General features: G+C 56.4%; 23 protein-coding genes and 1 pseudogene. 12 read left to right on the top strand and 12 right to left on the bottom strand.

Translation table 11 applies throughout. The features are described 5' to 3' along the window. Positions 1–23 precede the first annotated feature (23 nt). From pstC to phoU, 4 genes are read left to right on the top strand one after another with little or no spacing between them, the layout of a single operon-like run. Positions 24–983 (top strand): phosphate ABC transporter permease PstC, encoded by a 960-nt coding sequence (pstC, locus tag ACWKXN_RS20335; protein WP_023309793.1) that lies wholly within the window; start codon positions 24–26, stop codon positions 981–983. Continuing rightward, complete coding sequence (gene pstA / locus ACWKXN_RS20330; protein WP_023309794.1) at positions 983–1,873, top strand: phosphate ABC transporter permease PstA; 891 nt, start codon at positions 983–985, stop codon at positions 1,871–1,873. The genes pstC and pstA overlap by 1 nt, the downstream gene beginning before the upstream one ends. 47 nt (positions 1,874–1,920) lie before the next feature. Beyond that, positions 1,921–2,694: a phosphate ABC transporter ATP-binding protein PstB gene (gene pstB / locus ACWKXN_RS20325; protein WP_010426574.1), complete on the top strand. Its 774-nt coding sequence runs from the start codon at positions 1,921–1,923 to the stop codon at positions 2,692–2,694. Between the two features lie 26 nt (positions 2,695–2,720). Further along, positions 2,721–3,446, top strand: coding sequence for a phosphate signaling complex protein PhoU (phoU, locus tag ACWKXN_RS20320; RefSeq protein ID WP_008500182.1), 726 nt, complete (start codon positions 2,721–2,723; stop codon positions 3,444–3,446). A gap of 94 nt (positions 3,447–3,540) precedes the next feature. On the opposite strand, the gene yieH is transcribed toward phoU, so the two are convergent. Continuing rightward, positions 3,541–4,206: a 6-phosphogluconate phosphatase gene (gene yieH, locus ACWKXN_RS20315; RefSeq protein WP_211438807.1), complete on the bottom strand. Its 666-nt coding sequence runs from the start codon at positions 4,204–4,206 to the stop codon at positions 3,541–3,543. A gap of 164 nt (positions 4,207–4,370) precedes the next feature. Here yieH and adeP point away from each other — a divergent pair, with 164 nt between their 5' ends. Continuing rightward, positions 4,371–5,708 (top strand): adenine permease AdeP, encoded by a 1,338-nt coding sequence (gene adeP, locus ACWKXN_RS20310; RefSeq protein WP_023309797.1) that lies wholly within the window; start codon positions 4,371–4,373, stop codon positions 5,706–5,708. 92 nt (positions 5,709–5,800) lie between these two features. Here the strand turns inward: adeP and ACWKXN_RS20305 are convergent, their stop codons facing one another. From ACWKXN_RS20305 to rpmH, 9 genes are all read right to left on the bottom strand, one after another. Further along, complete coding sequence (locus tag ACWKXN_RS20305; RefSeq protein ID WP_023309798.1) at positions 5,801–6,367, bottom strand: NADPH-dependent FMN reductase; 567 nt, start codon at positions 6,365–6,367, stop codon at positions 5,801–5,803. 36 nt (positions 6,368–6,403) lie between these two features. After that, complete coding sequence (locus tag ACWKXN_RS20300; protein ID WP_047059239.1) at positions 6,404–7,150, bottom strand: 4'-phosphopantetheinyl transferase family protein; 747 nt, start codon at positions 7,148–7,150, stop codon at positions 6,404–6,406. A gap of 122 nt (positions 7,151–7,272) precedes the next feature. Further along, a complete protein-coding gene (gene yidZ / locus ACWKXN_RS20295; protein ID WP_029741480.1) occupies positions 7,273–8,244 on the bottom strand; it encodes an HTH-type transcriptional regulator YidZ in 972 nt (323 codons plus the stop codon). Further along, positions 8,213–9,388 (bottom strand): MdtL family multidrug efflux MFS transporter, encoded by a 1,176-nt coding sequence (locus ACWKXN_RS20290; RefSeq protein ID WP_454544266.1) that lies wholly within the window; start codon positions 9,386–9,388, stop codon positions 8,213–8,215. The genes yidZ and ACWKXN_RS20290 overlap by 32 nt, the downstream gene beginning before the upstream one ends. A 111-nt stretch (positions 9,389–9,499) precedes the next feature. Beyond that, complete coding sequence (gene mnmE / locus ACWKXN_RS20285) at positions 9,500–10,864, bottom strand: tRNA uridine-5-carboxymethylaminomethyl(34) synthesis GTPase MnmE (RefSeq protein WP_454544265.1); 1,365 nt, start codon at positions 10,862–10,864, stop codon at positions 9,500–9,502. Positions 10,865–10,936: 72 nt separating this feature from the next. Further along, positions 10,937–12,580, bottom strand: a complete 1,644-nt coding sequence (gene yidC / locus ACWKXN_RS20280; protein ID WP_033144356.1) for a membrane protein insertase YidC — start codon at positions 12,578–12,580, stop codon at positions 10,937–10,939. A 2-nt stretch (positions 12,581–12,582) separates the two neighbouring features. Beyond that, positions 12,583–12,840: a membrane protein insertion efficiency factor YidD gene (gene yidD / locus ACWKXN_RS20275; RefSeq protein WP_001307474.1), complete on the bottom strand. Its 258-nt coding sequence runs from the start codon at positions 12,838–12,840 to the stop codon at positions 12,583–12,585. After that, positions 12,804–13,163, bottom strand: coding sequence for a ribonuclease P protein component (gene rnpA, locus ACWKXN_RS20270; protein WP_032640303.1), 360 nt, complete (start codon positions 13,161–13,163; stop codon positions 12,804–12,806). Before rnpA ends, yidD begins: the two co-directional genes overlap by 37 nt. Positions 13,164–13,179: 16 nt before the next feature. Then, a complete protein-coding gene (rpmH, locus tag ACWKXN_RS20265; RefSeq protein ID WP_000831330.1) occupies positions 13,180–13,320 on the bottom strand; it encodes a 50S ribosomal protein L34 in 141 nt (46 codons plus the stop codon). A gap of 724 nt (positions 13,321–14,044) precedes the next feature. Between rpmH and dnaA the strand changes: the two genes are divergently transcribed. The 4 genes from dnaA to gyrB are packed head-to-tail and all read left to right on the top strand — an operon-like array spanning position 14,045 to position 20,057. Next, positions 14,045–15,439 carry a chromosomal replication initiator protein DnaA gene (dnaA, locus tag ACWKXN_RS20260; RefSeq protein WP_010426558.1) on the top strand — a complete coding sequence of 465 codons (1,395 nt, stop codon included), beginning with the start codon at positions 14,045–14,047 and terminating at the stop codon, positions 15,437–15,439. Between the two features lie 4 nt (positions 15,440–15,443). Beyond that, positions 15,444–16,544 (top strand): DNA polymerase III subunit beta, encoded by a 1,101-nt coding sequence (gene dnaN, locus ACWKXN_RS20255; RefSeq protein WP_023309804.1) that lies wholly within the window; start codon positions 15,444–15,446, stop codon positions 16,542–16,544. Further along, positions 16,544–17,617, top strand: a complete 1,074-nt coding sequence (gene recF / locus ACWKXN_RS20250; RefSeq protein WP_045888262.1) for a DNA replication/repair protein RecF — start codon at positions 16,544–16,546, stop codon at positions 17,615–17,617. The genes dnaN and recF overlap by 1 nt, the downstream gene beginning before the upstream one ends. Before the next feature lie 28 nt (positions 17,618–17,645). After that, complete coding sequence (gene gyrB / locus ACWKXN_RS20245; RefSeq protein WP_023333933.1) at positions 17,646–20,057, top strand: DNA topoisomerase (ATP-hydrolyzing) subunit B; 2,412 nt, start codon at positions 17,646–17,648, stop codon at positions 20,055–20,057. 34 nt (positions 20,058–20,091) lie between these two features. On the opposite strand, the pseudogene ACWKXN_RS20240 reads toward gyrB, so the two are convergent. Next, positions 20,092–21,025: pseudogene (locus ACWKXN_RS20240) on the bottom strand (LysR substrate-binding domain-containing protein). 110 nt (positions 21,026–21,135) lie between these two features. Here ACWKXN_RS20240 and ACWKXN_RS20235 point away from each other — a divergent pair. The 3 genes from ACWKXN_RS20235 (at position 21,136) to ACWKXN_RS20225 (ending at position 24,369) form a co-directional block, all read left to right on the top strand. Then, positions 21,136–22,161 (top strand): zinc-dependent alcohol dehydrogenase family protein, encoded by a 1,026-nt coding sequence (locus ACWKXN_RS20235; RefSeq protein ID WP_454544264.1) that lies wholly within the window; start codon positions 21,136–21,138, stop codon positions 22,159–22,161. Positions 22,162–22,276: 115 nt separating this feature from the next. Beyond that, entirely contained in the window at positions 22,277–23,089 is an 813-nt protein-coding gene (yidA, locus tag ACWKXN_RS20230) for a sugar-phosphatase (RefSeq protein WP_032662059.1), read from the top strand. Between the two features lie 50 nt (positions 23,090–23,139). Continuing rightward, positions 23,140–24,369 carry a DUF3748 domain-containing protein gene (locus ACWKXN_RS20225; protein WP_454544263.1) on the top strand — a complete coding sequence of 410 codons (1,230 nt, stop codon included), beginning with the start codon at positions 23,140–23,142 and terminating at the stop codon, positions 24,367–24,369. On the opposite strand, the gene ACWKXN_RS20220 is transcribed toward ACWKXN_RS20225, so the two are convergent. After that, positions 24,366–24,698 (bottom strand): YceK/YidQ family lipoprotein, encoded by a 333-nt coding sequence (locus ACWKXN_RS20220; protein ID WP_454544262.1) that lies wholly within the window; start codon positions 24,696–24,698, stop codon positions 24,366–24,368. The genes ACWKXN_RS20225 and ACWKXN_RS20220 overlap by 4 nt on opposite strands. Between the last annotated feature and the right edge of the window lie 8 nt (positions 24,699–24,706).

Genomic DNA, 24,706 nt, shown 5'->3' with positions numbered 1-24,706 from the left:
CGTCTCAAACAGAAGAGTAATTTATGGCTGCAACCAAGCCTGCATTTAACCCTCCGGGTAAAAAAGGTGACATGATTTTCAGCGCGCTGGTGAAACTGGCTGCGCTGATTGTGCTATTGCTGCTGGGCGGCATTATCGTGTCTCTGATTTTCTCCTCATGGCCGAGCATCCAGAAATTCGGTTTTTCCTTCCTGTGGACCAAAGAGTGGGACGCGCCGAACGACATCTACGGTGCCCTGGTGCCGATTTACGGCACGCTGGTGACCTCGTTCATCGCCCTGCTGATTGCGGTTCCGGTGAGCTTTGGTATTGCCCTGTTCCTGACGGAGCTGGCGCCGGGCTGGCTGCGACGCCCGCTGGGTATTGCTATCGAACTGCTGGCGGCCATTCCAAGTATCGTTTACGGCATGTGGGGCCTGTTCATCTTTGCTCCGCTGTTCGCCACGTATTTCCAGGAACCGGTCGGTAACGTGCTTTCCGCCATTCCGTTTGTGGGTGCCTTGTTCTCTGGCCCGGCTTTCGGTATCGGCATTCTGGCGGCAGGTGTGATCCTCGCCATCATGATTATTCCGTACATTGCGGCGGTTATGCGCGATGTCTTCGAACAAACGCCGGTGATGATGAAAGAGTCGGCCTACGGTATCGGTTGCACCACCTGGGAAGTTATCTGGCGCATTGTCCTTCCGTTCACCAAAAATGGGGTGATCGGGGGCGTGATGCTGGGCCTGGGTCGTGCGCTGGGTGAAACCATGGCGGTCACCTTTATCATCGGTAACACCTACCAGCTCGACAGCGCGTCGCTCTACATGCCGGGTAACAGTATTACCTCGGCGCTGGCGAATGAATTTGCAGAAGCGGAATCCGGGCTGCACGTGGCGGCGCTGATGGAGCTGGGTCTGATTCTGTTTGTTATCACCTTTATTGTTCTGGCGATTTCCAAGCTGATGATTATGCGCCTCGCTAAAAATGAGGGGGCACGCTAATGGCAACTCTCGAAATGCAAGCAACCGCTGAACTGGCGGAATCCCGCCGCAAAATGCAGGCCAGACGCCGCATGAAAAACCGTATTGCCCTGTCGCTCTCTATGGCGACGATGGCATTCGGCCTGTTCTGGCTGGTCTGGATCCTCTTCTCGACGGTCGTTCGCGGGATTGACGGGATGTCACTGTCGCTTTTCACCGAAATGACGCCGCCGCCGAACACGGCGGGTGGTGGCCTGGCGAATGCCCTGGCGGGCAGCGGCTTGCTGATCCTCTGGGCGACGGTCTTCGGCACGCCGCTGGGCATCATGGCGGGTATCTACCTGGCTGAATACGGTCGTAAATCCTGGCTGGCGGAAGTCATTCGCTTCATCAACGACATTCTGCTGTCTGCACCTTCTATCGTCGTGGGTCTGTTTGTTTACACCGTGGTGGTGGCGCAGATGGAACACTTCTCCGGTTGGGCGGGTGTTATTGCCCTGGCGCTGCTGCAGGTGCCGATTGTTATTCGTACCACCGAGAACATGCTGAAACTGGTGCCGGACAGCCTGCGCGAAGCGGCTTATGCGCTGGGTACGCCGAAATGGAAGATGATCTCTGCGATTACGCTGAAGGCGTCCGTCTCCGGGATCATGACCGGTATCCTGCTGGCAGTTGCGCGTATCGCGGGTGAAACGGCGCCGCTGCTGTTTACGTCTCTCTCCAACCAGTTCTGGAGCACGGACATGATGCAGCCGATCGCCAACCTGCCGGTGACGATCTTTAAATTTGCGATGAGCCCATTCGCGGAATGGCAGCAGCTGGCCTGGGCCGGAGTGCTGATCATTACCCTTTGCGTACTGTTGCTGAACATTCTGGCGCGCGTCATTTTCGCGAAGAAGAAACACGGTTAATTTTTTACGGCGCGGCAGCTCGCGGCGCCGAATGAGGAAATGAGTCAATGAGTATGGTTGATACTGCCCCGGGTAAGATTCAGGTTCGTGATTTGAACTTCTACTACGGCAAATTCCATGCCCTGAAGAACATCAACCTGGATATCGCGAAGAACCAGGTCACGGCATTTATCGGTCCGTCCGGCTGTGGGAAATCCACGCTGCTGCGCACCTTTAACAAAATGTATTCGCTCTATCCGGAGCAGCGCGCTGAGGGTGAAATCATCCTGGACGGTGAAAACATTCTGACCCAGGCGCAGGATATCGCCCTGCTGCGCGCCAAAGTGGGGATGGTGTTCCAGAAACCAACGCCGTTCCCGATGTCGATTTACGACAACATCGCGTTTGGCGTGCGTCTGTTTGAAAAACTCTCCCGTGCCGATATGGACGAGCGCGTGCAGTGGGCTTTGACCAAGGCCGCATTATGGAACGAAACCAAAGATAAGTTGCACCAGAGCGGTTACTCTCTCTCCGGCGGTCAGCAGCAGCGTCTGTGCATTGCGCGCGGTATTGCTATTCGCCCGGAAGTGTTGCTGCTGGATGAGCCGTGTTCAGCGCTGGACCCGATCTCAACCGGCCGTATTGAAGAGCTGATCACCGAGCTGAAGCAGGATTACACCGTGGTTATCGTGACCCATAACATGCAGCAGGCTGCACGTTGTTCCGATCACACGGCGTTTATGTACCTGGGCGAGTTGATTGAGTTCAGCGATACGGACGCGCTGTTCACCAGGCCCGCGAAGAAACAAACCGAAGATTATATTACTGGCCGCTACGGTTGATTTGCCTTAGTGCATGTGGAGAAACCATGGACAACCTCAATCTTAATAAACACATTTCCGGCCAGTTCAACGCAGAGCTGGAAAGCATTCGCACCCAGGTAATGACCATGGGCGGCATGGTCGAGCAGCAGCTTTCTGATGCGATTACGGCAATGCACAACCAGGACAGCGAGCTGGCGAAGCGCGTCATTGAAGGCGACAAAAACGTCAACATGATGGAAGTCGCTATCGACGAGGCCTGCGTGCGCATTATCGCGAAACGCCAGCCGACGGCGAGCGATCTGCGTCTGGTAATGGCGATCATCAAAACCATCGCCGAGCTGGAGCGTATTGGTGACGTTGCGGATAAAATCTGCCGCACCGCGCTGGAGAAGTTCTCTCAACAGCACCAGCCGCTGCTGGTGAGCCTGGAGTCGCTGGGCCGCCACACCGTGCAGATGTTGCACGATGTGCTGGATGCCTTTGCGCGTATGGACCTGGACGAAGCGGTGCGTATCTACCGTGAAGACAAGAAGGTCGACCAGGAGTATGAAGGCATCGTGCGTCAGCTGATGACCTACATGATGGAAGATTCACGTACGATCCCAAGCGTACTGACCGCCCTGTTCTGCGCGCGCTCTATTGAGCGTATCGGCGACCGCTGCCAGAACATTTGCGAATACATCTTCTACTTCGTGAAAGGTCAGGACTTCCGTCACGTGGGCGGCGACGAGCTGGACAAGCTGCTGGCGGGTAAAGATCCGAAAGAGTGATTTTTACCCTCACCCTAACCCTCTCCCACAGGGAGAGGGGACAATTCGGTTTTCTCCCTCTCCCCTGGGGAGAGGGTCGGGGTGAGGGGAAAACTCAGCGAGTAATATCCCACCCGCGCGCCTTCCACAGCGCTGGCAGCTGCGCCAGATCGGTAAAGGTCGTGACATTGGGATGATCGATCGGCTTGTTGTGCGGGTCGGCGCAGAAGTAAAACACCTCCATCCCCGCATCAATCCCCGACTGCGCGCCCGCAGACGAGTCATCCACCAGAATGCAGTTTTCTACGTTGACGTTCATCGCTTTTGCCGCATGGAACATCAGCGCCGGGTCTGGCTTCCAGCGCTGGATATCGTAGCCGCTGAACAGTTTTTCCGGGAAATGGTGCAACATCTCAAGCTTGCCCAGCGAGTGCTGCATTTTGCTGACCGGGCCGTTAGAGACGACGCAGACTGGCACCGTCATCGCATCCAGCAACGCGTTAGCTCCGGAGATAACCTCCAGCTCGGAGTCGAACAGGCGTGCGACCTCGGCGCGGTACACCGGTTCCAGATCGGCTTTCGCCAGATTCACACCGTGTTCTTCGTTAATGATGTCGATGATCTCGTAGAGCTTTACGCCCTTAAAGCGTTTAAACACCTCTTCGAGTTCCAGCGTAATGCCAAATTCCTGGAACATGGTGACATACGCGCGGGAACAAATGACCTCACTGTCGACCAGCGTACCGTCGCAGTCGAAAAATACCGCTTCAATTCCGGACATGCCTTTCCCTTTTAACAAGTTTAACGTTTACGTACGGCAGTTCGCCGGCACGCAATCGTTGCCGTATAAGCAAAATCAATGAAAAAAGTATCACGTAACCGCCACTATTGTCGCATTTTGGTATAGGATAGCGACGAATTTTCCCTCCTTGTTCGGAATTGATGATGAGTCAACAACACACTACCCAGACATCTGGTCAGGGTCTGCTTGAGCGCGTTTTTAAACTGCGCGAGCACGGCACAACGGCACGCACCGAAGTGATCGCTGGTTTCACCACCTTCCTGACGATGGTCTATATCGTTTTTGTGAACCCTCAAATTCTGGGCGTCGCTGGCATGGATACCAGCGCCGTCTTCGTGACAACCTGTCTGATCGCGGCTCTTGGCAGCATCCTGATGGGTGTGTTCGCTAACCTGCCTGTTGCGCTGGCACCGGCAATGGGCCTGAATGCGTTCTTCGCGTTCGTGGTGGTTCAGGCTATGGGTCTGCCGTGGCAGGTTGGCATGGGCGCCATCTTCTGGGGCGCGGTTGGCCTGCTGCTGCTGACCATTTTCCGCGTGCGTTACTGGATGATTGCGAACATTCCCGTGAGCCTGCGCGTGGGCATCACCAGCGGTATCGGTCTGTTCATCGGTATGATGGGGCTGAAAAACGCCGGCGTTATCGTGGCGAACCCGGATACGCTGGTGAGCATCGGTCACCTGACCTCTCATAACGTGCTGCTGGGCGTGCTGGGCTTCTTTATCATCGCGATCCTGGCTTCCCGTAATATTCACGCGGCGGTGCTGGTGTCCATCGTTGTCACCACCCTGCTGGGCTGGATGCTGGGCGACGTTCACTATAACGGTATCGTCTCCGCGCCACCGAGCGTCTCTACCGTGATTGGTCACGTCGATCTGGCGGGTTCCCTGAACCTGGGCCTGGCGGGCGTGATTTTCTCCTTCATGCTGGTCAACCTGTTTGACTCCTCCGGCACGCTGATTGGCGTGACCGATAAAGCGGGCCTGGCGGATGAAAAAGGGAAATTCCCGCGCATGAAGCAGGCGCTGTTTGTGGACAGCGTCTCCTCTGTGACCGGTGCTTTTATCGGAACCTCGTCCGTTACCGCGTACATTGAATCGTCTTCCGGCGTGTCCGTGGGCGGCCGTACCGGCCTGACGGCGGTGGTTGTGGGTATTCTGTTCCTGCTGGTGATCTTCCTCTCTCCGCTGGCGGGTATGGTTCCTCCGTATGCGGCAGCCGGCGCGCTGATCTATGTGGGGGTGCTGATGACCTCCAGCCTGTCACGCGTGAAGTGGGATGATTTAACCGAAGCGGTGCCGGCGTTTATTACCGCCGTGATGATGCCGTTCAGCTTCTCGATTACCGAAGGTATCGCGCTGGGCTTTATCTCTTACTGCGTAATGAAGATCGGTACCGGCCGCTTCCGCGACCTCAGCCCTTGCGTCATCGTTGTGGCGCTGCTGTTTGTGCTGAAGATTGTGTTTATTGACGCCAAATAAACAGCAAGCCCTTTTCTTCGAAAAGGGCTTTAATGTTTGTTCCCTCTCCCTGTGGGAGAGGGCCAGGGTAAGGGCATCAGGCTGCAATAAGCTTACGCCTTCACCCGCTTAATATAATCCCCAAACGCCGTCAGCTGGCCAGACAGATGATCGCGCGTGCTCTGATCCACCACTTCACCCGTTTGTGGGTCGACCTTGTTCTGAATCACACCACCCATAAATTCCGGCTTGTTCATGACCATCGCATCCAGGAACACTAGGATCTGGCGCAGATGATACTGGCAGCGCGCGCCGCCAATCGCGCCCATTGAGCTGGTCTGGATCAGCACCGGCTTGCCTGCCAGCGGCTGCTCAGGTAAGCGGGACAGCCAGTCGATGGCATTCTTCAGGCCACCCGGAACCGAATAGTTGTACTCCGGCGTGACGATGACCACGCCGTCGGCCTGGCGGATCTGCTCTGCCAGCGCCTCAACGCTCTGCGGAAAACCCTCTTCTTGCTGTACGTCAGCGTCATACAGCGGAATATCGCCAATAGACGGCAGGGCGCTAATTTCCATTCCTGCCGGTGCCAGCTGTGGCAGCGTGCGGGCAACCATCCCGTTAAATGAACCTTTGCGCAGGCTTCCCAGTAACGTAACTACTTTCAACGTATCAGACATGATTACTCCTGTTTCATCATGATGACCCTGATTGGATCAGCTAAGGGTGAATGCTTTTTCTGCCGGTAAACTGGTTAAACGCATCAGGCGTGCGGCGGGCTCGTTGGCGCGCTCGGGCACATCAGGAAGGCTACGCCATCCCTGTTGGCTGTCAAATTCCCAGATTTTCATGCGTTCGATGGCGGGGGTAACCGCAATGGACCAAATGAGCACATCCTCTGCGTCACTGAGCGCCTCTACCAGCGTGGCCTGGGCGGCACGCAGACGTCCGGAGCCTGGCAGCAGCTGCAGCAGGCTGGCGTCGTCTGAGGCGCATCCACAGAGCTTTCGGATGCTCTGGCGCAGGGTAATGAGCTGGGCTCGGGCTTCGACAGGATCGTTCTGGTTGCGTACCCACAGCTTCTCATTGCTGGAGAGCGGATAGTCTTCATGCGCATTACCGCCATGGAAGCTACGTGTCGCGCGCTGAAGTTCCATATCCAGCCCACAATCCCCTTCGGTGGTCAGCGCGACGCCAATGATATTGCCCGCGTAGGCAATCGAAAAACGAGGGAGATCCGGGTCGGCAAAGATCGGGCGACCTTCGGGTTGGGTAATGATGTCCGGCAGCTCGCTGGTGCCGTACAGCATAAACAGCAGTTCTGCGAGAAGCGCCCGGGAAGCTAAAAACCGCGTTCTGCGGTGTTCCGGGAGAGTGAGTGCTTCATTGTGACAGGCTGAAGAAATTCTTGCCGATACGAGACGTCCTTCCGTAAGTATCCCTCTTGCAAAGTGCGTAGCCATTTTTCGCTCCTTGATAATGGTCGTAATCGGTTAAACGGTTACATGATTATCGCTTAACTTGACTCCTGTTTTAATCAGTAAATGGGAGTAAGAGAAGCCTCAGGACCGAACTTTACATTTTCTTAGGCAAAAATTGGATCGCTGGCACCGTACAGCGCCTTGATGGTTTCCCGCAGCCAGAGGATTTTCGGATTATGGCTGTTCCGTTTATGCCAGATCAGCGTGAAGGGAACGGTAAGCTTTTCAGCCTGCGCTTCGTCAATGGGAATGGGCAGCGCGATCAGCTTCCGCTGGTGGAGTTGATTGTAGTGATGGCAGTAGTGCGGAGCCGTGGCGATATAGTTATGGCCGGGCTGCGCCGCCATAAACATCGACTGCTCAAAGCCCGGCACGCTCATGGCAATGTTTCTCTCCCGACCCATCTCCTTTAGCACTTCGTCCAGTGCCCAGGTGTCGCTGCGTTCCCAGAAGATGCTGATGTGCGGGTAGCGCAGGAAGGTCTCTAGGTTCCATTCGTCCTGTAGCGCGGGGTGATCCTCACGCAGATACACGCACGGACGGTCGCTGAACAGGATCTCATAGTCGATGAACCACGGCATTAGCTTCAGCAATTCACGCGAGCGCGGGTGCGTTTCGCGTCCGGTGAATCCCAGATCCACCTCTCCACGCGTAATGGCGTCCAGCGAGTCGTAATCCCAGTGACGCATCTTCACCGTAGCCTGCGGATAGCGCTGGTTCACCTGCTCCAGCAGGGCGTTAAAGCGGATCAGCATCAACGGCGTTTCGGCGGCCAGCACGAACGTTAGCCCGCCCGGGGAATCATGGTGGAATTTATCGAGGATCTGGTTGCCGATTTGCATCCAGTCAGCCAGATCCTGCTCCAGACTTACCGTCAGCGGGGTCGGCAGCAGCCCCAACGGCGTTTTGACAAACAGCGGGTCGTCAAACCAGTCACGCAGCTTGGCCAGCGATTTACTCACCGCAGACGGCGTCACGTTCATCCGTTTCGCCGCTTTGGTGACGCTGCGCTCCTGCAGCAAAAGCTGCAGGCACAGCAACAGGTTAAGATCGAGACTGCTGATGGGCTTCTTCATAATGCGCCGCGGGCTGGATGACCATAAGTAAGGTGATGCACAGTATGCTACAGCCAATCAGAACCCCGATCAGCATATTCAGCGCGTTAAGCCCGATGACCGCCGCCAGCCAAATCCACAGCGACGAGCCGCAGACCTGCGCAATTCCCAGCACCGAGCTTGCTACGCCTGCCCGCAGCGAGAAGGGACCAAGCGCCTGACTCATCGCCACGCCAAAGCCAACCGAGAACCCGGCGCAAATGAGGGTAATGCCGGCCAGCATTACCGCATGCGAGCTGGCGGTTGCCAGGATCGCGCCTGCCGTGAGGAATAAAACCTGTGAGGTCAGCATCAACGTACGCTGGCTAAAAACATTTAGCGCAAACGGGGTAGAAAACGACACTGCCATACTGACCATGGCGGTTAATGCCATCACCGTTGAATACTCACCCCGATCGAAGCCCATGGTTTCCATCAGTAAAACCGGGGAAACGTTTACATAGGTCAGGATCACCGCCACGCTTAACGTGGTCACGGCCAGACGACTGAGAAAAAAGCGGTTAAGCAGCTTCTCGGCTGGGTGAATGGCTACGGTATGACCGGTATTCTGCGAGCCCGGGTGGGTCTCTTTCAGCACGGCGATGGACAGGACAAACACCAGCGCGCCCATCGCCGCCATGGTCCAGAACAGGCTCTGCCACGGGAATTTCAGCATGATCAGATATCCCACGACCGGGGCCAGCACCGGGATGATGCAGGTAATACCGTTCAGCATCGAAAGCACTTTGGCGCGACGCTGGGCGCTTAAGGTGTCGCGCAAAATGGCAAACGCGACGACGTAGCAGCCACCGGCGCCAATGCCCTGGATAAACCGTCCGGCCAGGAACAGCGTGCTGTTTTGCGCCAGTGAGCAGATAAGAGAAGCCAGGGCAAAAATGATGGCGCCCGTTATGGCGACAGGCTGACGGCCTGCTTTATCCGCGATCTTCCCGGCAAACACCATCGACGACGCCATCCCCGCTAGGTAAGCCGAAAACGCGATGTGGAGCTGCGCTTCGCTGGCGCCCAGATCGCGGGCGATGTGCGGTAATCCCACCAGATACATATCAATGCCGGACGGATAAAGCAGAACTAATGCGAAACTACAAAACAGAAAACGCGCCATAAACCCCCCATAGATGCAGGCATGCAGGATAGGGGGTGAAAAGGGATTAGGCGAGTTGCCATTTGGACAATGGTGATTTCCCGGGAGGAAATCACCATGGATTAGCGGGAATTACTTACCAATACAGAAGCTTGAGAAGATCCGTCCCAGCAGATCGTCCGACGTAAACTCCCCGGTGATTTCGCTCAGATTCTGCTGCGCCAGGCGCAGCTCTTCCGCCAGCAGTTCGCCCGCCCATGCGCCGATCAGCTGCGCTTTACCCTGAACAAGGTGGTTTGCCGCCTCTTCCAGCGCCTGCAGGTGACGACGACGCGCGAGGAAACCGCCTTCCATGCTGATGTCAAAGCCCATGCTCTGCTTGAGATGGTTGCGCAGGTCTTCAACGCCTTCACCGGTACGCGCGGACAGGCGAATCAGTGAGTGACCATTCACATCGCTGATGCCCAGCGTTTCGCCGGTGACGTCCGCTTTGTTGCGTACCACGGTGATGGGCAGTTTCGCCGGCAGACGGGCGATAAAGTCTGGCCAGATTTCTGCCGGGTCAACGGCGTCGGTCGTGGTGCCGTCCACCATAAACAGCACGCGGTCTGCCTGTTCGATCTCCTGCCAGGCGCGTTCGATACCGATGCGTTCAACCTCGTCGCTGGCATCGCGCAGGCCGGCGGTATCAATGATGTGCAGCGGCATGCCGTCTATGTGGATATGCTCGCGGAGCACGTCGCGGGTGGTGCCGGCAATGTCGGTGACGATTGCCGCTTCACGGCCCGCCAGGGCGTTCAGCAGGCTCGATTTCCCGGCGTTAGGACGTCCGGCGATAACGACCTTCATCCCTTCACGCAGCAGGCTGCCCTGGCGCGCTTCGGCGCGAACGGCGTCGAGATCGGCCATCACCTGGTTGAGCTGCGCTTCGATTTTACCGTCAGAGAGGAAGTCGATCTCCTCATCCGGGAAGTCGATAGCCGCTTCCACGTAGATCCGCAGGTGAGTAAGTGCTTCCACAAGGTGATTTACGCGCGCGGAGAATGCCCCCTGCAGCGAGTTCAGGGCGGAGCGGGCCGCCTGTTCAGAACTGGCGTCGATCAGGTCTGCAATCGCTTCTGCCTGCGCCAGGTCGAGCTTGTCGTTGAGGAAGGCACGCTCGGAGAACTCGCCCGGCTTCGCAATGCGCAGGCCAGGCAGGGTCAGGATACGTTTTAACAGCAGGTCGAGGATAACCGGGCCGCCGTGGCCCTGCAGCTCCAGCACGTCTTCGCCGGTAAAGGAGTTCGGGCCAGGGAACCACAGCGCAATGCCCTGGTCCAGCGGCGTGCCGTCGGTATCTTTAAACGGCAGGTAATCAGCGTAGCGCGGCTTTGGCAGTTTACCCAGCACCGCTTCGGCCACCTCGCGCGCCTTCAGGCCGGAGATACGCAGAATGCCTACACCACCGCGTCCCGGTGGGGTTGCCTGGGCGACGATAGTGTCGTTATGGCTCATGGTTGGTCTCGTTCAATACAAATAAAAAAGGCGGTCAATCGACCGCCCTTATTTTAGCGTTAACTTACCGAATCAGGACTTTTTCTTTTCGCGGCTATGCAGGCCACGTTTTTCCAGACCACGGTAAATCAGCTGCTGCTGGATGATGGTCACCAGGTTGCTGACGATATAGTACAGCACCAGACCTGACGGGAACCACAGGAAGAACACGGTGAAGATGACCGGCATAAAGGTCATGATCTTCTGCTGCATCGGGTCGGTCACGGTGGTCGGCGACATCTTCTGGATGAAGAACATCGTCACGCCCATCAGGATCGGCAGGATGTAGTACGGGTCCTGTGCGGACAGGTCATGGATCCACAGTGCGAACGGCGCGTGGCGCAGCTCAACGGAACCCATCAGCATGTAGTACAGCGCAAGGAAGATTGGCATCTGAATCAGCAGCGGGAAGCAACCACCCAGTGGGTTTACTTTCTCTGCTTTATACAGGGCCATCATTTCCTGGCTCTGACGCTGTTTGTCATCGCCCAGACGCTCACGCATCGCCGCAATCTTCGGCTGCAGCATACGCATCTTCGCCATGGAGGTGTACTGCGCTTTAGTCAGCGGGTACATGATGCCACGAACGATGAAGGTGATAACGATGATGGAGAAGCCCCAGTTACCCAGGAAGCTGTGGATGAACTTCAGCAGCTTAAACAGCGGCTGAGAGATGAACCACAACCAGCCGTAATCGACGGTCAGATCCAGGTGCGGCGCAACAGCGGCCATTTTGTCCTGAATTTCCGGGCCGACCCACAGGGTGCTTGCCATCTTACCGGTTTGACCCGGCTGAACCAGAACCGGCTGGGATTTGTAGCCGATGGCTGCAAGACCGTTACCCAGATTCGCGGTATAGAAGTTATTCGTACCGTCGTTGTTTGGGATCCAGGCCGTTGCGAAATACTGTTGCAGCATCGCAACCCAACCGCCTTTGGAACTAACGTTCAGGTTTTCGTTATCGGCAATGGTGTCGAATTTGTATTTCTCATACTTCGCGTCTGGCGTGGAGTACGCCGCGCCACGGAAGGTATGCAGCGCAAAGTTGCTGCTTCCGGTGTCACGGTGAGACGGCAGATTGATGGACTGCTTCAGCTGGCCAAAGGTCGACAGCTCCAGTGGTTTCGCACTGGCGTTCTGTACGCTGTAGCCCACGTTCACCGCATATTCACCGCGTTTCAGGGTGAAGGTTTTAGTGAAGGTGTTGCCTGCGGCGTCGGTGTACGTCATCGGGATCGCGAGTTCGTTCTGACCATCAGCCAGTACAAAGGTGTCGCTCTCGACGTTATACAGTGGACGCGCACCGTTAGCCGGGTTATCCGGGCCATCACGACCGGTCAGGCCGCTCTGCGCCTGGTAGATAAACTCAGGCGTGGTTTCCAGTAACTGGAACGGTTCGTTAGACTTCAGCTCTTTCGGGTAGGTCAACAGCAGCGCCTGCTCAACATCACCACCACGGGTGTTGATTGTCAGCTCAAGCACATCGGTCTTAACCGTAATCTGTTTCCCCTGGCCACTGGCCGGTACGCCCTGGTCGGCGGCGCTACCCGCTGCGGTGGTCGTAGTCTGCGTGGTCTGCTGCTGGGGTTGAGGATTTTTATCCTGCTCCCATGCCTGCCAGATCATGAAAGACACGAACAACAAAGCGATGATAAGAAGATTGCGTTGCGAATCCATCGTTAGTGTTCTCTGGTATCAAAGGGTCCTGGGGGGACGGGGTCGTCTCCACCGGGGTGTAAAGGGTGGCATTTTAATACGCGTTTCACCGTCAACCAACTGCCTTTTATCACTCCAAACCTGCGCAATGCCTCAATTCCGTAGCTTGAGCATGTTGGTGTGAAACGGCAGTGCGGCCCGAGTAGCGGACTAATCAGGCGTTGATAGACCCGAATGAGGGCTATCAGGACCCGTGAGCCAGGCGACAGTGGCGGCGCCATAATTTTTCCAACGCTTCCGAGAGAGCACGGTTATCGAGGTCGGCAACCCCTTTCTTCGCCACCACCACGAAATCCATTGAAGGCAGTTCGTGCTGACGTAAACGGAAGCTTTCACGCGTCAGACGTTTAATCCGATTGCGTTCATGCGCACGCTTAACATTTTTCTTGGCGACTGTGAGACCGATGCGGGGATGCCCCAGCGAATTTTGGCGGCCGAGGATGGTGATTTGCGGCGTGCCAGCCCGTAGTGGCTGCTGGAAGACGAAAGTGAAATGAGCGGGAGTTAACAAACGTAACTCCCTGGGAAATGCTAGCTTAACCACTCAGGGGTTAGCTTTATTACTTGGAAACGGTCAGACGAGCGCGGCCTTTAGCACGACGACGTGCCAGAACCTGACGACCATTTTTAGTAGCCATACGAGCACGGAAGCCGTGAGAACGGTTGCGCTTCAGTACAGACGGTTGAAAAGTGCGTTTCATGGCGATTTCTACCTAAACTTGAATAAATTCACTGACTTTTGCGTATACCCGAACGAGTTTCGAACGACTAACGCCTCAGCGTGGGTGATTAAAGAGGCCGGATTGTAATAATTGTACACTCCGGAGTCAATTCTCTTTCCTTATTTCCCGCGTATTTCCGCACGTTTTCGCGTGGAAAATGAGCAACGGACGACGCAGGAAGATGAGCATCACGCGCCGGGTCGAGGATTATACGGCCTCGCCAACAAAGCGCAAGGATCGTCCCGGATCTTCGTTAGATCATTTAAGCAATAAATTGTCTGTGCTCATTAATTTTTCCAATATGCGGACTAAATCGTGGGGCACTGGCGCCAGGATCGTTTACACTTATCCGGTTCCGGATCTTCCTGTGGATAAATCGGGAAGAATCTGTGAGAAACAGAAGATCTCTGGCTCAGTTTAGGCTATGATCCGCGGTCCCGATCGGGATCCAGCGATCCTGGCCGGGTATGACACAAAATCGTTCACGCTGTATCAAGGCGGCAAAGGGGCGAGTCCTCTGGAGCGTACACAAGTACGTGACTGGGGCGAGCAAGTGCAGCCAACGCAGAGACGGCTTGAACGATGAAGTGTATAACCGCAGATAGCGGTTCGCACATCACCCTTTTGCACAGGGTCATGTCGATGTGCGCCAACAATCATGAATATTCAATAGTTTTCTTTTATTGTTCGAGTGGAGTCCGCCGTGTCACTTTCGCTTTGGCAGCAGTGTCTTGCCCGATTGCAGGATGAGTTACCAGCCACAGAATTCAGTATGTGGATCCGCCCGTTGCAGGCGGAACTGAGCGATAACACGCTGGCTTTGTATGCGCCAAACCGTTTTGTGCTCGATTGGGTAAGGGACAAGTACCTTAATAACATCAATGGACTGCTGAACGATTTCTGCGGGTCAGATGCTCCGCAGCTGCGCTTTGAAGTGGGCACAAAGCCGGTCACCCAAACCGTTCGTGAAACCGTGAACGTAGCAGCGCCCGCTCAGGCCGCGCCTGCTCCGGCCCCTCGCGTCGCACCCGCTCGTCAGGGCTGGGATAATGTCCCTGCACCGGCTGAGCCAACCTACCGCTCTAACGTTAACGTGAAACACACGTTCGATAACTTCGTTGAAGGTAAGTCGAACCAGCTGGCGCGCGCGGCGGCTCGTCAGGTTGCTGATAATCCCGGTGGGGCCTACAACCCGCTGTTCCTTTATGGCGGCACGGGTCTGGGTAAAACGCACCTGCTGCATGCGGTGGGTAACGGCATAATGGCCCGCAAGCCCAATGCCAAAGTGGTGTATATGCACTCCGAGCGCTTCGTTCAGGACATGGTAAAAGCCCTGCAAAACAATGCGATCGAAGAGTTTAAACGCTACTATCGTTCAGTTGACGCGCTGCTCATCGATGACATCCAGTTCTTTGCGAATAAAGAACGATCGCAGGAAGAGTTTTTCCATACCTTCAATGCCCTGCTGGAAGGCAATCAGCAGATCATTTTGACCTCGGATCGTTATCCAAAAGAGATCAACGGCGTTGAAGATCGTCTGAAATCCCGCTTCGGCTGGGGCCTGACCGTGGCGATCGAGCCACCGGAGCTGGAAACCCGCGTCGCGATCCTGATGAAGAAAGCCGATGAAAACGACATTCGCCTGCCGGGCGAAGTGGCGTTCTTCATTGCCAAGCGTCTGCGCTCCAACGTGCGTGAGCTGGAAGGGGCGCTGAACCGCGTTATCGCCAATGCCAACTTTACCGGTCGTGCGATCACCATCGATTTTGTGCGTGAAGCGCTGCGCGATTTGCTGGCATTGCAGGAAAAACTGGTCACTATCGACAATATTCAAAAGACGGTGGCTGAGTACTACAAGATCAAAGTGGCAGATTTACTGTCTAAACGTCGTTCCCGCTCGGTGGCGCGTCCGCGTCAGATGGCGATGGCGCTGGCAAAGGAGTTAACCAACCACAGTCTGCCGGAAATCGGGGATGCGTTTGGTGGCCGTGACCATACGACCGTGCTGCACGCTTGTCGTAAGATTGAGCAGTTACGCGAAGAAAGCCACGACATAAAAGAAGATTTTTCCAATTTAATCAGAACATTATCATCGTGACGCTATGAAATTTACCGTTGAACGTGAACATTTATTAAAACCGCTGCAACAGGTGAGTGGCCCATTAGGTGGCCGCCCAACGCTGCCTATTCTCGGAAACCTGCTGCTTCAGGTCGCGGACGGTACGCTGTCGCTGACCGGTACAGATCTGGAAATGGAAATGATCGCGCGCGTTACGCTGACGCAGCCGCACGACGCGGGCGCGACCACGGTTCCGGCACGTAAATTCTTTGATATCTGCCGCGGGCTGCCGGAAGGCGCTGAAATCGCCGTGCAGCTGGAAGGCGACCGTATGCTGGTGCGCTCTGGCCGCAGCCGTTTCTCGCTCTCCACGTTGCCTGCTGCGGACTTCCCGAACCTGGACGACTGGCAGAGCGAAGTTGAATTCACCCTGCCGCAGGCGACGATGAAGCGTCTGATTGAAGCCACGCAGTTCTCCATGGCGCATCAGGACGTCCGTTACTACTTAAACGGCATGCTGTTCGAAACCGAAGGTGAAGAGCTGCGTACCGTAGCCACCGACGGCCACCGTCTGGCGGTCTGTTCTATGCCGATTGGCGACGCGCTGCCAAACCATTCGGTGATCGTGCCGCGTAAAGGGGTGATTGAGCTGATGCGTATGCTCGACGGCGGCGACACGCCGCTGCGAGTGCAGATCGGCAGCAACAACATCCGCGCACACGTGGGCGATTTTGTTTTCACTTCGAAGCTGGTTGACGGTCGTTTCCCGGATTATCGCCGCGTATTGCCGAAGAATCCGGACAAAACGCTGGAAGCGGGCTGCGATAGCCTCAAGCAGGCCTTTGCCCGTGCAGCCATTCTCTCCAACGAGAAATTCCGCGGCGTGCGCCTGTACGTGAGTGAAAACCAGATCAAAATCACCGCTAACAACCCGGAGCAGGAAGAGGCAGAAGAGATTCTGGACGTCACCTACGCCGGAACCGAGATGGAAATCGGCTTTAACGTCAGCTATGTACTGGATGTGCTGAATGCGCTGAAATGCGAAAACGTGCGCATTCTGCTGACCGACTCCGTTTCAAGCGTACAGATTGAAGATGCCGCATCACAGTCGGCTGCCTATGTTGTTATGCCAATGAGACTGTAATGTCGCTCACCCGTCTGTTGATCCGCGACTTTCGCAATATTGAAAGCGCGGATCTCGCTTTATCCCCTGGCTTTAACTTCCTGGTTGGCGCAAACGGCAGCGGCAAAACCAGCGTGCTTGAGGCCATCTATACGCTCGGCCACGGTCGGGCGTTTCGCAGTTTGCAGATTGGTCGCGTCATTCGCCACGAGCAGGAATCCTTTGTTCTGCACGGGCGTTTGCAGGGGGCGGAGCGGGAAACCGCGATCGGCCTGACCAAAGACAAGCAGGGCGACAGCAAGGTGCGCATCGACGGCACCGACGGCCATAAAGTGGCGGAGCTGGCGCTGCTGATGCCAATGCAGCTGATTACGCCGGAGGGGTTTACTTTACTCAACGGCGGCCCCAAATACAGAAGAGCATTCCTCGACTGGGGATGCTTTCACAACGAAGCCGGTTTCTTTAACGCCTGGAGCAATCTGAAGCGTCTGCTCAAGCAGCGTAACGCTGCACTGCGCCAGGTTACCCGTTACGCCCAGCTGCGTCCGTGGGACATGGAGTTAATCCCTCTCGCGGAACAAATCAGCAACTGGCGTGCCGAATACAGCGCAGGTATCGCCGAAGACATGGCCGACACCTGCAAACAGTTTTTACCCGAGTTCTCTCTCTCCTTCTCTTTCCAGCGTGGCTGGGAGAAAGAGACGGATTATGCCGAGGTGTTAGAGAGAAGCTTCGAGCGCGACCGCATGTTGACCTATACCGCGCACGGCCCGCACAAGGCGGATTTCCGCATTCGTGCCGACGGTGCACCGGTGGAAGACACGCTGTCGCGCGGGCAGCTCAAGCTCCTGATGTGTGCGCTGCGCCTGGCACAGGGAGAGTTTCTCACCCGCGAGAGCGGAAGACGCTGCCTGTACCTGATAGATGATTTTGCCTCGGAACTTGACGACGCGCGGCGCGGGCTGCTTGCCAGCCGCTTAAAAGCCACTCAGTCGCAGGTTTTCGTCAGCGCCATTAGTGCTGAACACGTTATAGACATGTCGGACGAAAATTCGAAGATGTTTACCGTGGAAAAGGGTAAAATAACGGATTAACCCAAGTTGAAATGAGCGAGAAACGTTGATGTCGAATTCTTATGACTCCTCCAGTATCAAAGTCCTGAAAGGGCTGGATGCGGTGCGTAAGCGCCCGGGTATGTATATCGGCGACACGGATGACGGCACCGGTCTGCACCACATGGTATTCGAGGTGGTAGATAACGCTATCGACGAAGCGCTCGCGGGTCACTGTAAAGACATCGTGGTCACCATCCATGCGGACAACTCCGTCTCCGTCACCGATGATGGTCGTGGCATCCCAACCGGTATTCACCCGGAAGAGGGCGTCTCTGCTGCGGAAGTGATCATGACCGTGCTGCACGCAGGCGGTAAGTTTGACGATAACTCCTATAAAGTTTCCGGCGGCCTGCACGGCGTAGGCGTCTCCGTGGTTAACGCCCTGTCGCAGAAGCTGGAGCTGGTTATCCAGCGCGAAGGCAAAATTCACCGTCAGCTCTATACGCACGGCGTGCCGCAGGCACCGCTGGCCGTTACCGGCGATACCGACAAAACCGGTACCATGGTGCGTTTCTGGCCGAGCCATGAAACCTTCACCAACGTCACCGAATTCGAGTACGACATCCTGGCGAAACGCCTGCGCGAACTGTCGTTCCTGAACTCCGGCGTCTCTATCCGCCTGCGCGACAAGCGTGACGGCAAAGAAGACCACTTCCACTACGAAGGCGGTATCAAGGCGTTCGTTGAGTATCTGAACAAGAACAAAACGCCTATTCACCCGAATATCTTCTATTTCTCAACCGAAAAAGACGGTATCGGCGTGGAAGTGGCGCTGCAGTGGAACGACGGTTTTCAGGAAAACATCTACTGCTTCACCAACAACATTCCACAGCGTGACGGCGGTACGCACCTTGCAGGCTTCCGTGCGGCAATGACCCGTACCCTGAACGCCTACATGGACAAAGAAGGCTACAGCAAGAAAGCAAAAGTCAGCGCCACCGGTGACGATGCCCGTGAAGGCCTGATTGCCGTTGTCTCCGTGAAGGTGCCGGATCCGAAGTTCTCCTCCCAGACCAAAGACAAGCTGGTCTCTTCCGAGGTGAAATCGGCGGTTGAACAGCAGATGAACGAACTGCTGAGCGAATACCTGCTGGAAAACCCGTCCGACGCGAAAATCGTTGTGGGTAAAATTATCGATGCGGCGCGTGCCCGTGAAGCGGCGCGTAAGGCCCGTGAAATGACCCGTCGTAAAGGCGCGCTGGACTTAGCAGGCCTGCCGGGCAAACTGGCTGACTGCCAGGAACGTGACCCGGCGCTGTCCGAACTGTACCTCGTGGAAGGGGACTCCGCGGGCGGTTCTGCGAAGCAGGGCCGTAACCGTAAGAACCAGGCTATCCTGCCGCTGAAGGGTAAAATCCTCAACGTTGAGAAAGCCCGTTTCGACAAGATGCTCTCTTCTCAGGAAGTGGCGACGCTCATTACCGCGCTGGGCTGCGGCATCGGCCGTGATGAGTACAACCCGGACAAACTGCGCTACCACAGCATCATCATCATGACCGATGCGGACGTTGACGGCTCGCACATTCGTACGCTGCTGTTGACCTTCTTCTATCGTCAGATGCCTGAAATCGTTGAGCGTGGTCACGTCTACATTGCACAGCCGCCGCTGTACAAGGTGAAGAAAGGCAAGCAGGAACAGTACATTAAAGACGACGAAGCGATGGATCAGTACCAAATCGCGATCGCCCTTGATGGCGCGACCCTGCACGCGAACTCGCACGCCCCTGCACTGGCCGGTGAGCCGCTGGAGCGTCTGGTGTCCGAGTTCAACGCCACGCAGAAAATGATTACGCGTATGGAACGCCGTTATCCGAAAACGCTGCTGAAGGAGCTGGTTTATCAGCCGACCCTGACCGAAGCCGATCTGAGCGACGAGCAGACCGTGACCCGCTGGGTGAATGCCCTGGTGACCGATCTGAACGAAAAAGAGCAGCACGGCAGCATGTGGAAATGCGATATCCAGCAGAACGCCGATAAGCAGTTCGAGCCTATTATTCGCGTGCGTACCCACGGCGTTGACACCGACTATCCGCTGGAGCACGAGTTTGTGACCGGTCCGGAATACCGTCGTATCTGCACGCTCGGCGAGACGCTGCGCGGCCTGATCGAAGACGATGCGTTCATCGAGCGTGGCGAACGTCGTCAGCCGGTAGCCAGCTTCGAGCAGGCGCTGGACTGGCTGGTGAAAGAGTCTCGTCGTGGTCTTGCGATCCAGCGCTATAAAGGTCTGGGCGAAATGAACCCGGACCAGCTGTGGGAAACCACCATGGATCCGGAAAGCCGCCGCATGCTGCGCGTGACCGTTAAGGACGCGATTGCCGCGGACCAGCTGTTCACGACCCTGATGGGCGATGCGGTTGAACCACGTCGTGCCTTCATCGAAGAGAACGCCCTGAAAGCGGCAAATATCGATATTTAATCGTCGTTATACCGCACGATAACTGGCCGCGCTTTTAGCGCGGCTTTTTTATGGACGCTGGAAGGTCCAGTGACATCGCTGCCGGTAAACGGCTCGCCAGCGTATCTATCGCTATTCTTACCCTCAGCGGCAGATGCGGCGTCTGCTGCCACACGGCATGAACGTTGAAATGCACATCCGGTGCCTGCTTCAGGAGCGGGACGAGTTTACCCTGATGAATATCTTTGACGACCATCCAGCAGGGCAGCCATGCAATGCCGTGTCCGGCCAGCGCAGCGTCGCAGATCGCCTGCAAATCATCCATATTGAGCGACGATCGGGGCGTAAAGGTGTGCGACGTTCCTTCGTTATCCATCAGCTGCCAGGACAACACTCTGCCTGCGCTCAAATAGTTAATGGCCGTATGCTGGGATAAATCATTAACGCTTTGTGGCTGGCCTTTCTTCAGCAGATACTCCGGCGCGGCGCACAGCACCATGCGGTGTTCTCCCAGCTTTCTGGCGACCAGCACGCTGCTGTCCTGAAGCGTGCCGTTACGCACCGCCATATCAAACCCCTCCTCAACCAGATCCACCACGCGGTCGCTGAATGACATTTCCAGCTCAAGCCCGGGGTGTTCCTGCGCCAGCGCTATCAGCAGCGGGGCGACACACTGGCGACCATACAGCACCGGCATGGAAATGCGCAGGCGGCCGCTGACCTGCTGTTTCCCCGTTTCAAGCAGCGATTCCGCACCCCGAATCTCCTCCAGCGCGCAGACAGCGTTCATAAAAAAGGGCGCCGTTATCGGTCAGACTCTGGCTGCGGGTGGTGCGCTGAAAAAGACGTACCCCAAGCCGCTGTTCGAGGCGAGCGATGCTTTTTCCGACCGCCGAGCGTGACAAATGCAGGCGAATCGCGGCCTGCGCGAAACTTCCCGCCTCAACGGCGGCCACGAAAACAGGAATATCCTTCAGCGTATCGGTCATGGATTGTATCTATTCTGGCGTCAATAAAGAGAAAACTTATCGCCACTGGCGACCTTTAGTCAACAGTAGACTGTCAGGACTAAAGCTCATCTGATGGCAGGAGAAATAAAATGACAGAGACAATGCAACGCTGGTCCATGGATGCCCTCGGGCGCGAGAACCTCAAGCTGACTCAGGCGCCCGTTCCACAGCCAGGTCCGGGTGAAGTGCGCGTGCGCGTAAATGCCGTTGCGCTTAACTATCGCGATAAAATGGTTGTTGAAGGCACAATGCCGATCCCGCTTTCCTTCCCGTTTACCCCGGCGTCTGACATGGCGGGCGTGGTGGACAGCATTGGTGAAGGCGTTACGCGCTTCCAGCCCGGCGCGCGCGTCATCTCAACCTTCTTCCCGGAGTGGATCGACGGTAAGCCGCAGGCGGACGCGCGCAATCTGCCCTATAAAACGTCCGGTGGATACTTCCAGGGCATGCTGTCCGAGTATGTGATTGTGAAGGAAGACGCGCTGGTGGCCTCCCCGGAGACCCTGGATGACGCCGAGGCCAGCACCTTACCTTGCGCAGGGCTTACCGCCTGGTTTGCGCTGGTGGAACGCGGCCAGCTGCGCGCCGGGCAATCGGTGCTGGTGCAGGGCACGGGCGGCGTGGCGTTATTCGCCCTTCAGATTGCAAAAGCGCACGGCGCGGAGGTGTTTGTCACCTCGGGGAGCGATGAGAAACTGGCGCTGGCCAAAACGCTGGGGGCCAGCCACGGCATCAACCGGCTGAAAGGCGACTGGGCTGAAAATACGCTGGCGCTCACGCAGGATCGCGGTATCGACCATATTATTGAAACCGTCGGTGGAGAGAATCTGAAGCATTCCCTGCGCGCCGTTGCCGTTCACGGACGTATCTCCGTCATTGGCGTGCTGGCCGGGACGGAGATTACCCTCTCTGCTGGCGAACTTTTGCTGAAATCCCCCGTCATTCAGGGGATTGGCGTGGGGCACCGCCGGGCGCTGGAAGATTTTGTCCGCGCTGTTGACGTCACTGGGCTGAAGCCGGTGATTGAGCATCGCTACCGTTTTAACGAGCTTGAACAGGCGCTTGAACATCTGGATCGCGGCGCGTTCGGTAAAATTGTGCTCACCCGCGAGTAAGCCTTCGTTCCCCGGAATAAGCGTAAAAGGGGCATTCCTGTTGCGCAATATAGCTCTATTTTTGTGTGCTTAATCGCGTTAGCATGAGGCAGCACTCATTTATTCCGGGGAACTCATGGCTATCAAACTCATTGCAATCGACATGGACGGCACGCTGCTGCTGCCAGACCACACCATCTCTCCAGCCGTTAAAAACGCGATCGCCGCGGCGCGCGCTAAGGGCGTGAATGTGGTCCTGACCACGGGACGTCCGTATGCGGGTGTACACAGCTACCTGAAAGAGCTGCACATGAATCAGCCGGGCGACTACTGCATCACCTATAACGGCGCGCTGGTGCAGAAAGCCGCTGATGGCAGTACGGTTGCGCAAACCGCGCTGAGCTACGATGACTATCTTTTCCTGGAAAAACTGTCCCGTGAAGTGGGTTCCCACTTCCACGCGCTCGATCGCAATACGCTCTATACCGCCAACCGCGATATCAGCTACTACACGGTACATGAATCCTACGTTGCGACCATTCCGCTGGTGTTCTGTGAAGCGGAGAAAATGGACCCGGCGACGCAGTTCCTGAAAGTGATGATGATCGACGAGCCGGAGATCCTGGATAAAGCGATTGCGCGCATTCCGGCGGAGGTAAAAGAGAAGTACACCGTGCTGAAAAGTGCGCCGTACTTCCTCGAAATCCTCGATAAACGCGTCAATAAAGGCACCGGTGTCAAATCGCTGGCCGATGCGCTGGGCATTAAACAGGAAGAGATCATGGCGCTGGGCGACCAGGAAAATGACATCGCGATGATCGAATTCGCCGGTATGGGCGTGGCGATGGATAACGCGATCCCATCGGTGAAAGAGGTGGCCAACTTCGTGACTAAATCCAACCTCGAAGACGGCGTGGCTTATGCCATTGAGAAGTTTGTGCTGAACTAAAAACCCGCTTGCGATACCCTGATGCGATAACTGCGCATCAGGGTATCCTCATGAAACAAATCACCTTCGCTTCCCGCAACCACCAGCTGACCAACATCAATACCTGGACGCCGGACAGCCAGTGGCTGGTCTACGACGTGCGCCCGTCCGGTGCGTCGTTCACCGGTGAAACCATCGAGCGGGTCAATGTCGCGACGGGTGAGGTAGAGGTGGTATATCGCGCCACTGACGGCGCGCATGTCGGCGTGGTGACCGTTCATCCTGCAGAAGATAAATATGTCTTTATCCACGGCCCGAAAAACCCGGATGCCGACTGGCGCTACGATTTTCATCATCGCCAGGGAGTGATTGCGCAAAACGGTCAGGTGAGCAACCTGGACGCGATGGATATCACCGCGCCTTACACCGCAGGCGCGCTGCGCGGGGGTAGCCACGTCCATGTCTTCAGCCCGAACGGGCAGCTCGTCAGCTTTACCTATAACGACCATGTCCTGCACGAGCGCGATCCTAAACTCGATTTACGCAACGTCGGCGTGGCTGCGCCTTACGGCCCGGTGAACCCGCAGGGGAACCATCCCCGTGAATATTCGGGAACCTTCTGGAGCGTGCTGGTTAGCCGCACGACGCCTAACCCACGGCCGGGCAGCGATGAAATCAACCGCGCTTACGAAGAGGGTTGGGTGGGCAACGACAGGCTGGCGTTTATCGGCGATACCCTCTCTGCGCAGGGCGAAAAAGTCCCCGAACTGTTTATCGTCGACCTGCCGAAAGACGAGCAGGGCTGGAAGCGTGCGGGCGATGCGCCGCTACAGGGCACGACGGAGACCCTGCCAGCGCCGCCTGCGGGTGTGAACCAGCGTCGTTTGACCTTTACGCATCAGAGGGCGTACCCGGGCCTGGTGAACGTGCCGCGTCACTGGGTTCGCAGCAACCCGCAGGGGACGCAGATTGCGTTTCTGATGCGGGATGATAACGGCATTGTGCAGCTGTGGCTGATCTCTCCTGCGGGCGGCGAGCCGCGCCAGTTGACGCGTACCGGGAGCGATATTCAGTCAGCATTTAACTGGCATCCTGCGGGCGGCAGTCTGGGGTTTGTGCTCGAAAATCGGATCGCCTGCTGCGACGCACGGACCGGAGAGGTGACGTTTTTGACGTCCGATCATGGCAACCCACCGTCTGCTGATGCGGTCGTGTTTTCCCCGGACGGGCGCGTTATTGCGTGGATGGAGGAGACAGCCGGTTTCCGTCAGCTTTGGGTAACGGAAACCGCGCAGTACTAGCGTGGAGGCATGTCAGCGGGCGGAATGACGGCGTTTGTTGCCAGATTTTCCTGCTCGCTTTTCTCTACCCGCGAGCGTACGGAGTTGTCCTTACGAAACACATCCCACGGCAGCAGAAGCGTATCCGCCACGGCCGTAAACGGCATATCCAGGATAACCAGGGATTTGGTGCCCCAGTTTGTATCGTCATCGGAGAGCATCGCCGCGCTGGCGCGCGTCCCCGGATATGTTCCTTCTTTACCGCCGGTGTGAGACATCACGCTCGAACACCCGCAAAGTAAAACTACCCCGCTGAACGTCGTCAGCTTTATCAGAACATTTTTCATCATCACTCAGT

Source organism: Enterobacter sp. UPMP2060, assembly GCF_053709655.1.
The sequence above is the reverse complement of the archived record's forward strand: the minus strand, read 5'-3'. Positions and strand labels throughout refer to the sequence as shown.

What these genes read in the sequence shown, in the direction of transcription:
- adeP (WP_023309797.1), top strand. Translation starts at nt 4,371, where the DNA reads ATGAGTCAACAACACACTACCCAGACATCTGGTCAGGGTCTGCTTGAG.
- yidD (WP_001307474.1), bottom strand. Translation starts at nt 12,840, where the DNA reads ATGGCGCCGCCACTGTCGCCTGGCTCACGGGTCCTGATAGCCCTCATT.
- ACWKXN_RS20290 (WP_454544266.1), bottom strand. Translation starts at nt 9,388, where the DNA reads ATGGCGCGTTTTCTGTTTTGTAGTTTCGCATTAGTTCTGCTTTATCCG.
- dnaN (WP_023309804.1), top strand. Translation starts at nt 15,444, where the DNA reads ATGAAATTTACCGTTGAACGTGAACATTTATTAAAACCGCTGCAACAG.
- yidA (WP_032662059.1), top strand. Translation starts at nt 22,277, where the DNA reads ATGGCTATCAAACTCATTGCAATCGACATGGACGGCACGCTGCTGCTG.
- yidC (WP_033144356.1), bottom strand. Translation starts at nt 12,580, where the DNA reads ATGGATTCGCAACGCAATCTTCTTATCATCGCTTTGTTGTTCGTGTCT.
- rpmH (WP_000831330.1), bottom strand. Translation starts at nt 13,320, where the DNA reads ATGAAACGCACTTTTCAACCGTCTGTACTGAAGCGCAACCGTTCTCAC.
- ACWKXN_RS20235 (WP_454544264.1), top strand. Translation starts at nt 21,136, where the DNA reads ATGACAGAGACAATGCAACGCTGGTCCATGGATGCCCTCGGGCGCGAG.
- gyrB (WP_023333933.1), top strand. Translation starts at nt 17,646, where the DNA reads ATGTCGAATTCTTATGACTCCTCCAGTATCAAAGTCCTGAAAGGGCTG.
- ACWKXN_RS20220 (WP_454544262.1), bottom strand. Translation starts at nt 24,698, where the DNA reads ATGATGAAAAATGTTCTGATAAAGCTGACGACGTTCAGCGGGGTAGTT.
- phoU (WP_008500182.1), top strand. Translation starts at nt 2,721, where the DNA reads ATGGACAACCTCAATCTTAATAAACACATTTCCGGCCAGTTCAACGCA.
- pstC (WP_023309793.1), top strand. Translation starts at nt 24, where the DNA reads ATGGCTGCAACCAAGCCTGCATTTAACCCTCCGGGTAAAAAAGGTGAC.
- recF (WP_045888262.1), top strand. Translation starts at nt 16,544, where the DNA reads ATGTCGCTCACCCGTCTGTTGATCCGCGACTTTCGCAATATTGAAAGC.
- yidZ (WP_029741480.1), bottom strand. Translation starts at nt 8,244, where the DNA reads ATGAAGAAGCCCATCAGCAGTCTCGATCTTAACCTGTTGCTGTGCCTG.
- mnmE (WP_454544265.1), bottom strand. Translation starts at nt 10,864, where the DNA reads ATGAGCCATAACGACACTATCGTCGCCCAGGCAACCCCACCGGGACGC.
- ACWKXN_RS20300 (WP_047059239.1), bottom strand. Translation starts at nt 7,150, where the DNA reads ATGGCTACGCACTTTGCAAGAGGGATACTTACGGAAGGACGTCTCGTA.
- pstB (WP_010426574.1), top strand. Translation starts at nt 1,921, where the DNA reads ATGAGTATGGTTGATACTGCCCCGGGTAAGATTCAGGTTCGTGATTTG.
- pstA (WP_023309794.1), top strand. Translation starts at nt 983, where the DNA reads ATGGCAACTCTCGAAATGCAAGCAACCGCTGAACTGGCGGAATCCCGC.
- ACWKXN_RS20225 (WP_454544263.1), top strand. Translation starts at nt 23,140, where the DNA reads ATGAAACAAATCACCTTCGCTTCCCGCAACCACCAGCTGACCAACATC.
- yieH (WP_211438807.1), bottom strand. Translation starts at nt 4,206, where the DNA reads ATGTCCGGAATTGAAGCGGTATTTTTCGACTGCGACGGTACGCTGGTC.
- ACWKXN_RS20305 (WP_023309798.1), bottom strand. Translation starts at nt 6,367, where the DNA reads ATGTCTGATACGTTGAAAGTAGTTACGTTACTGGGAAGCCTGCGCAAA.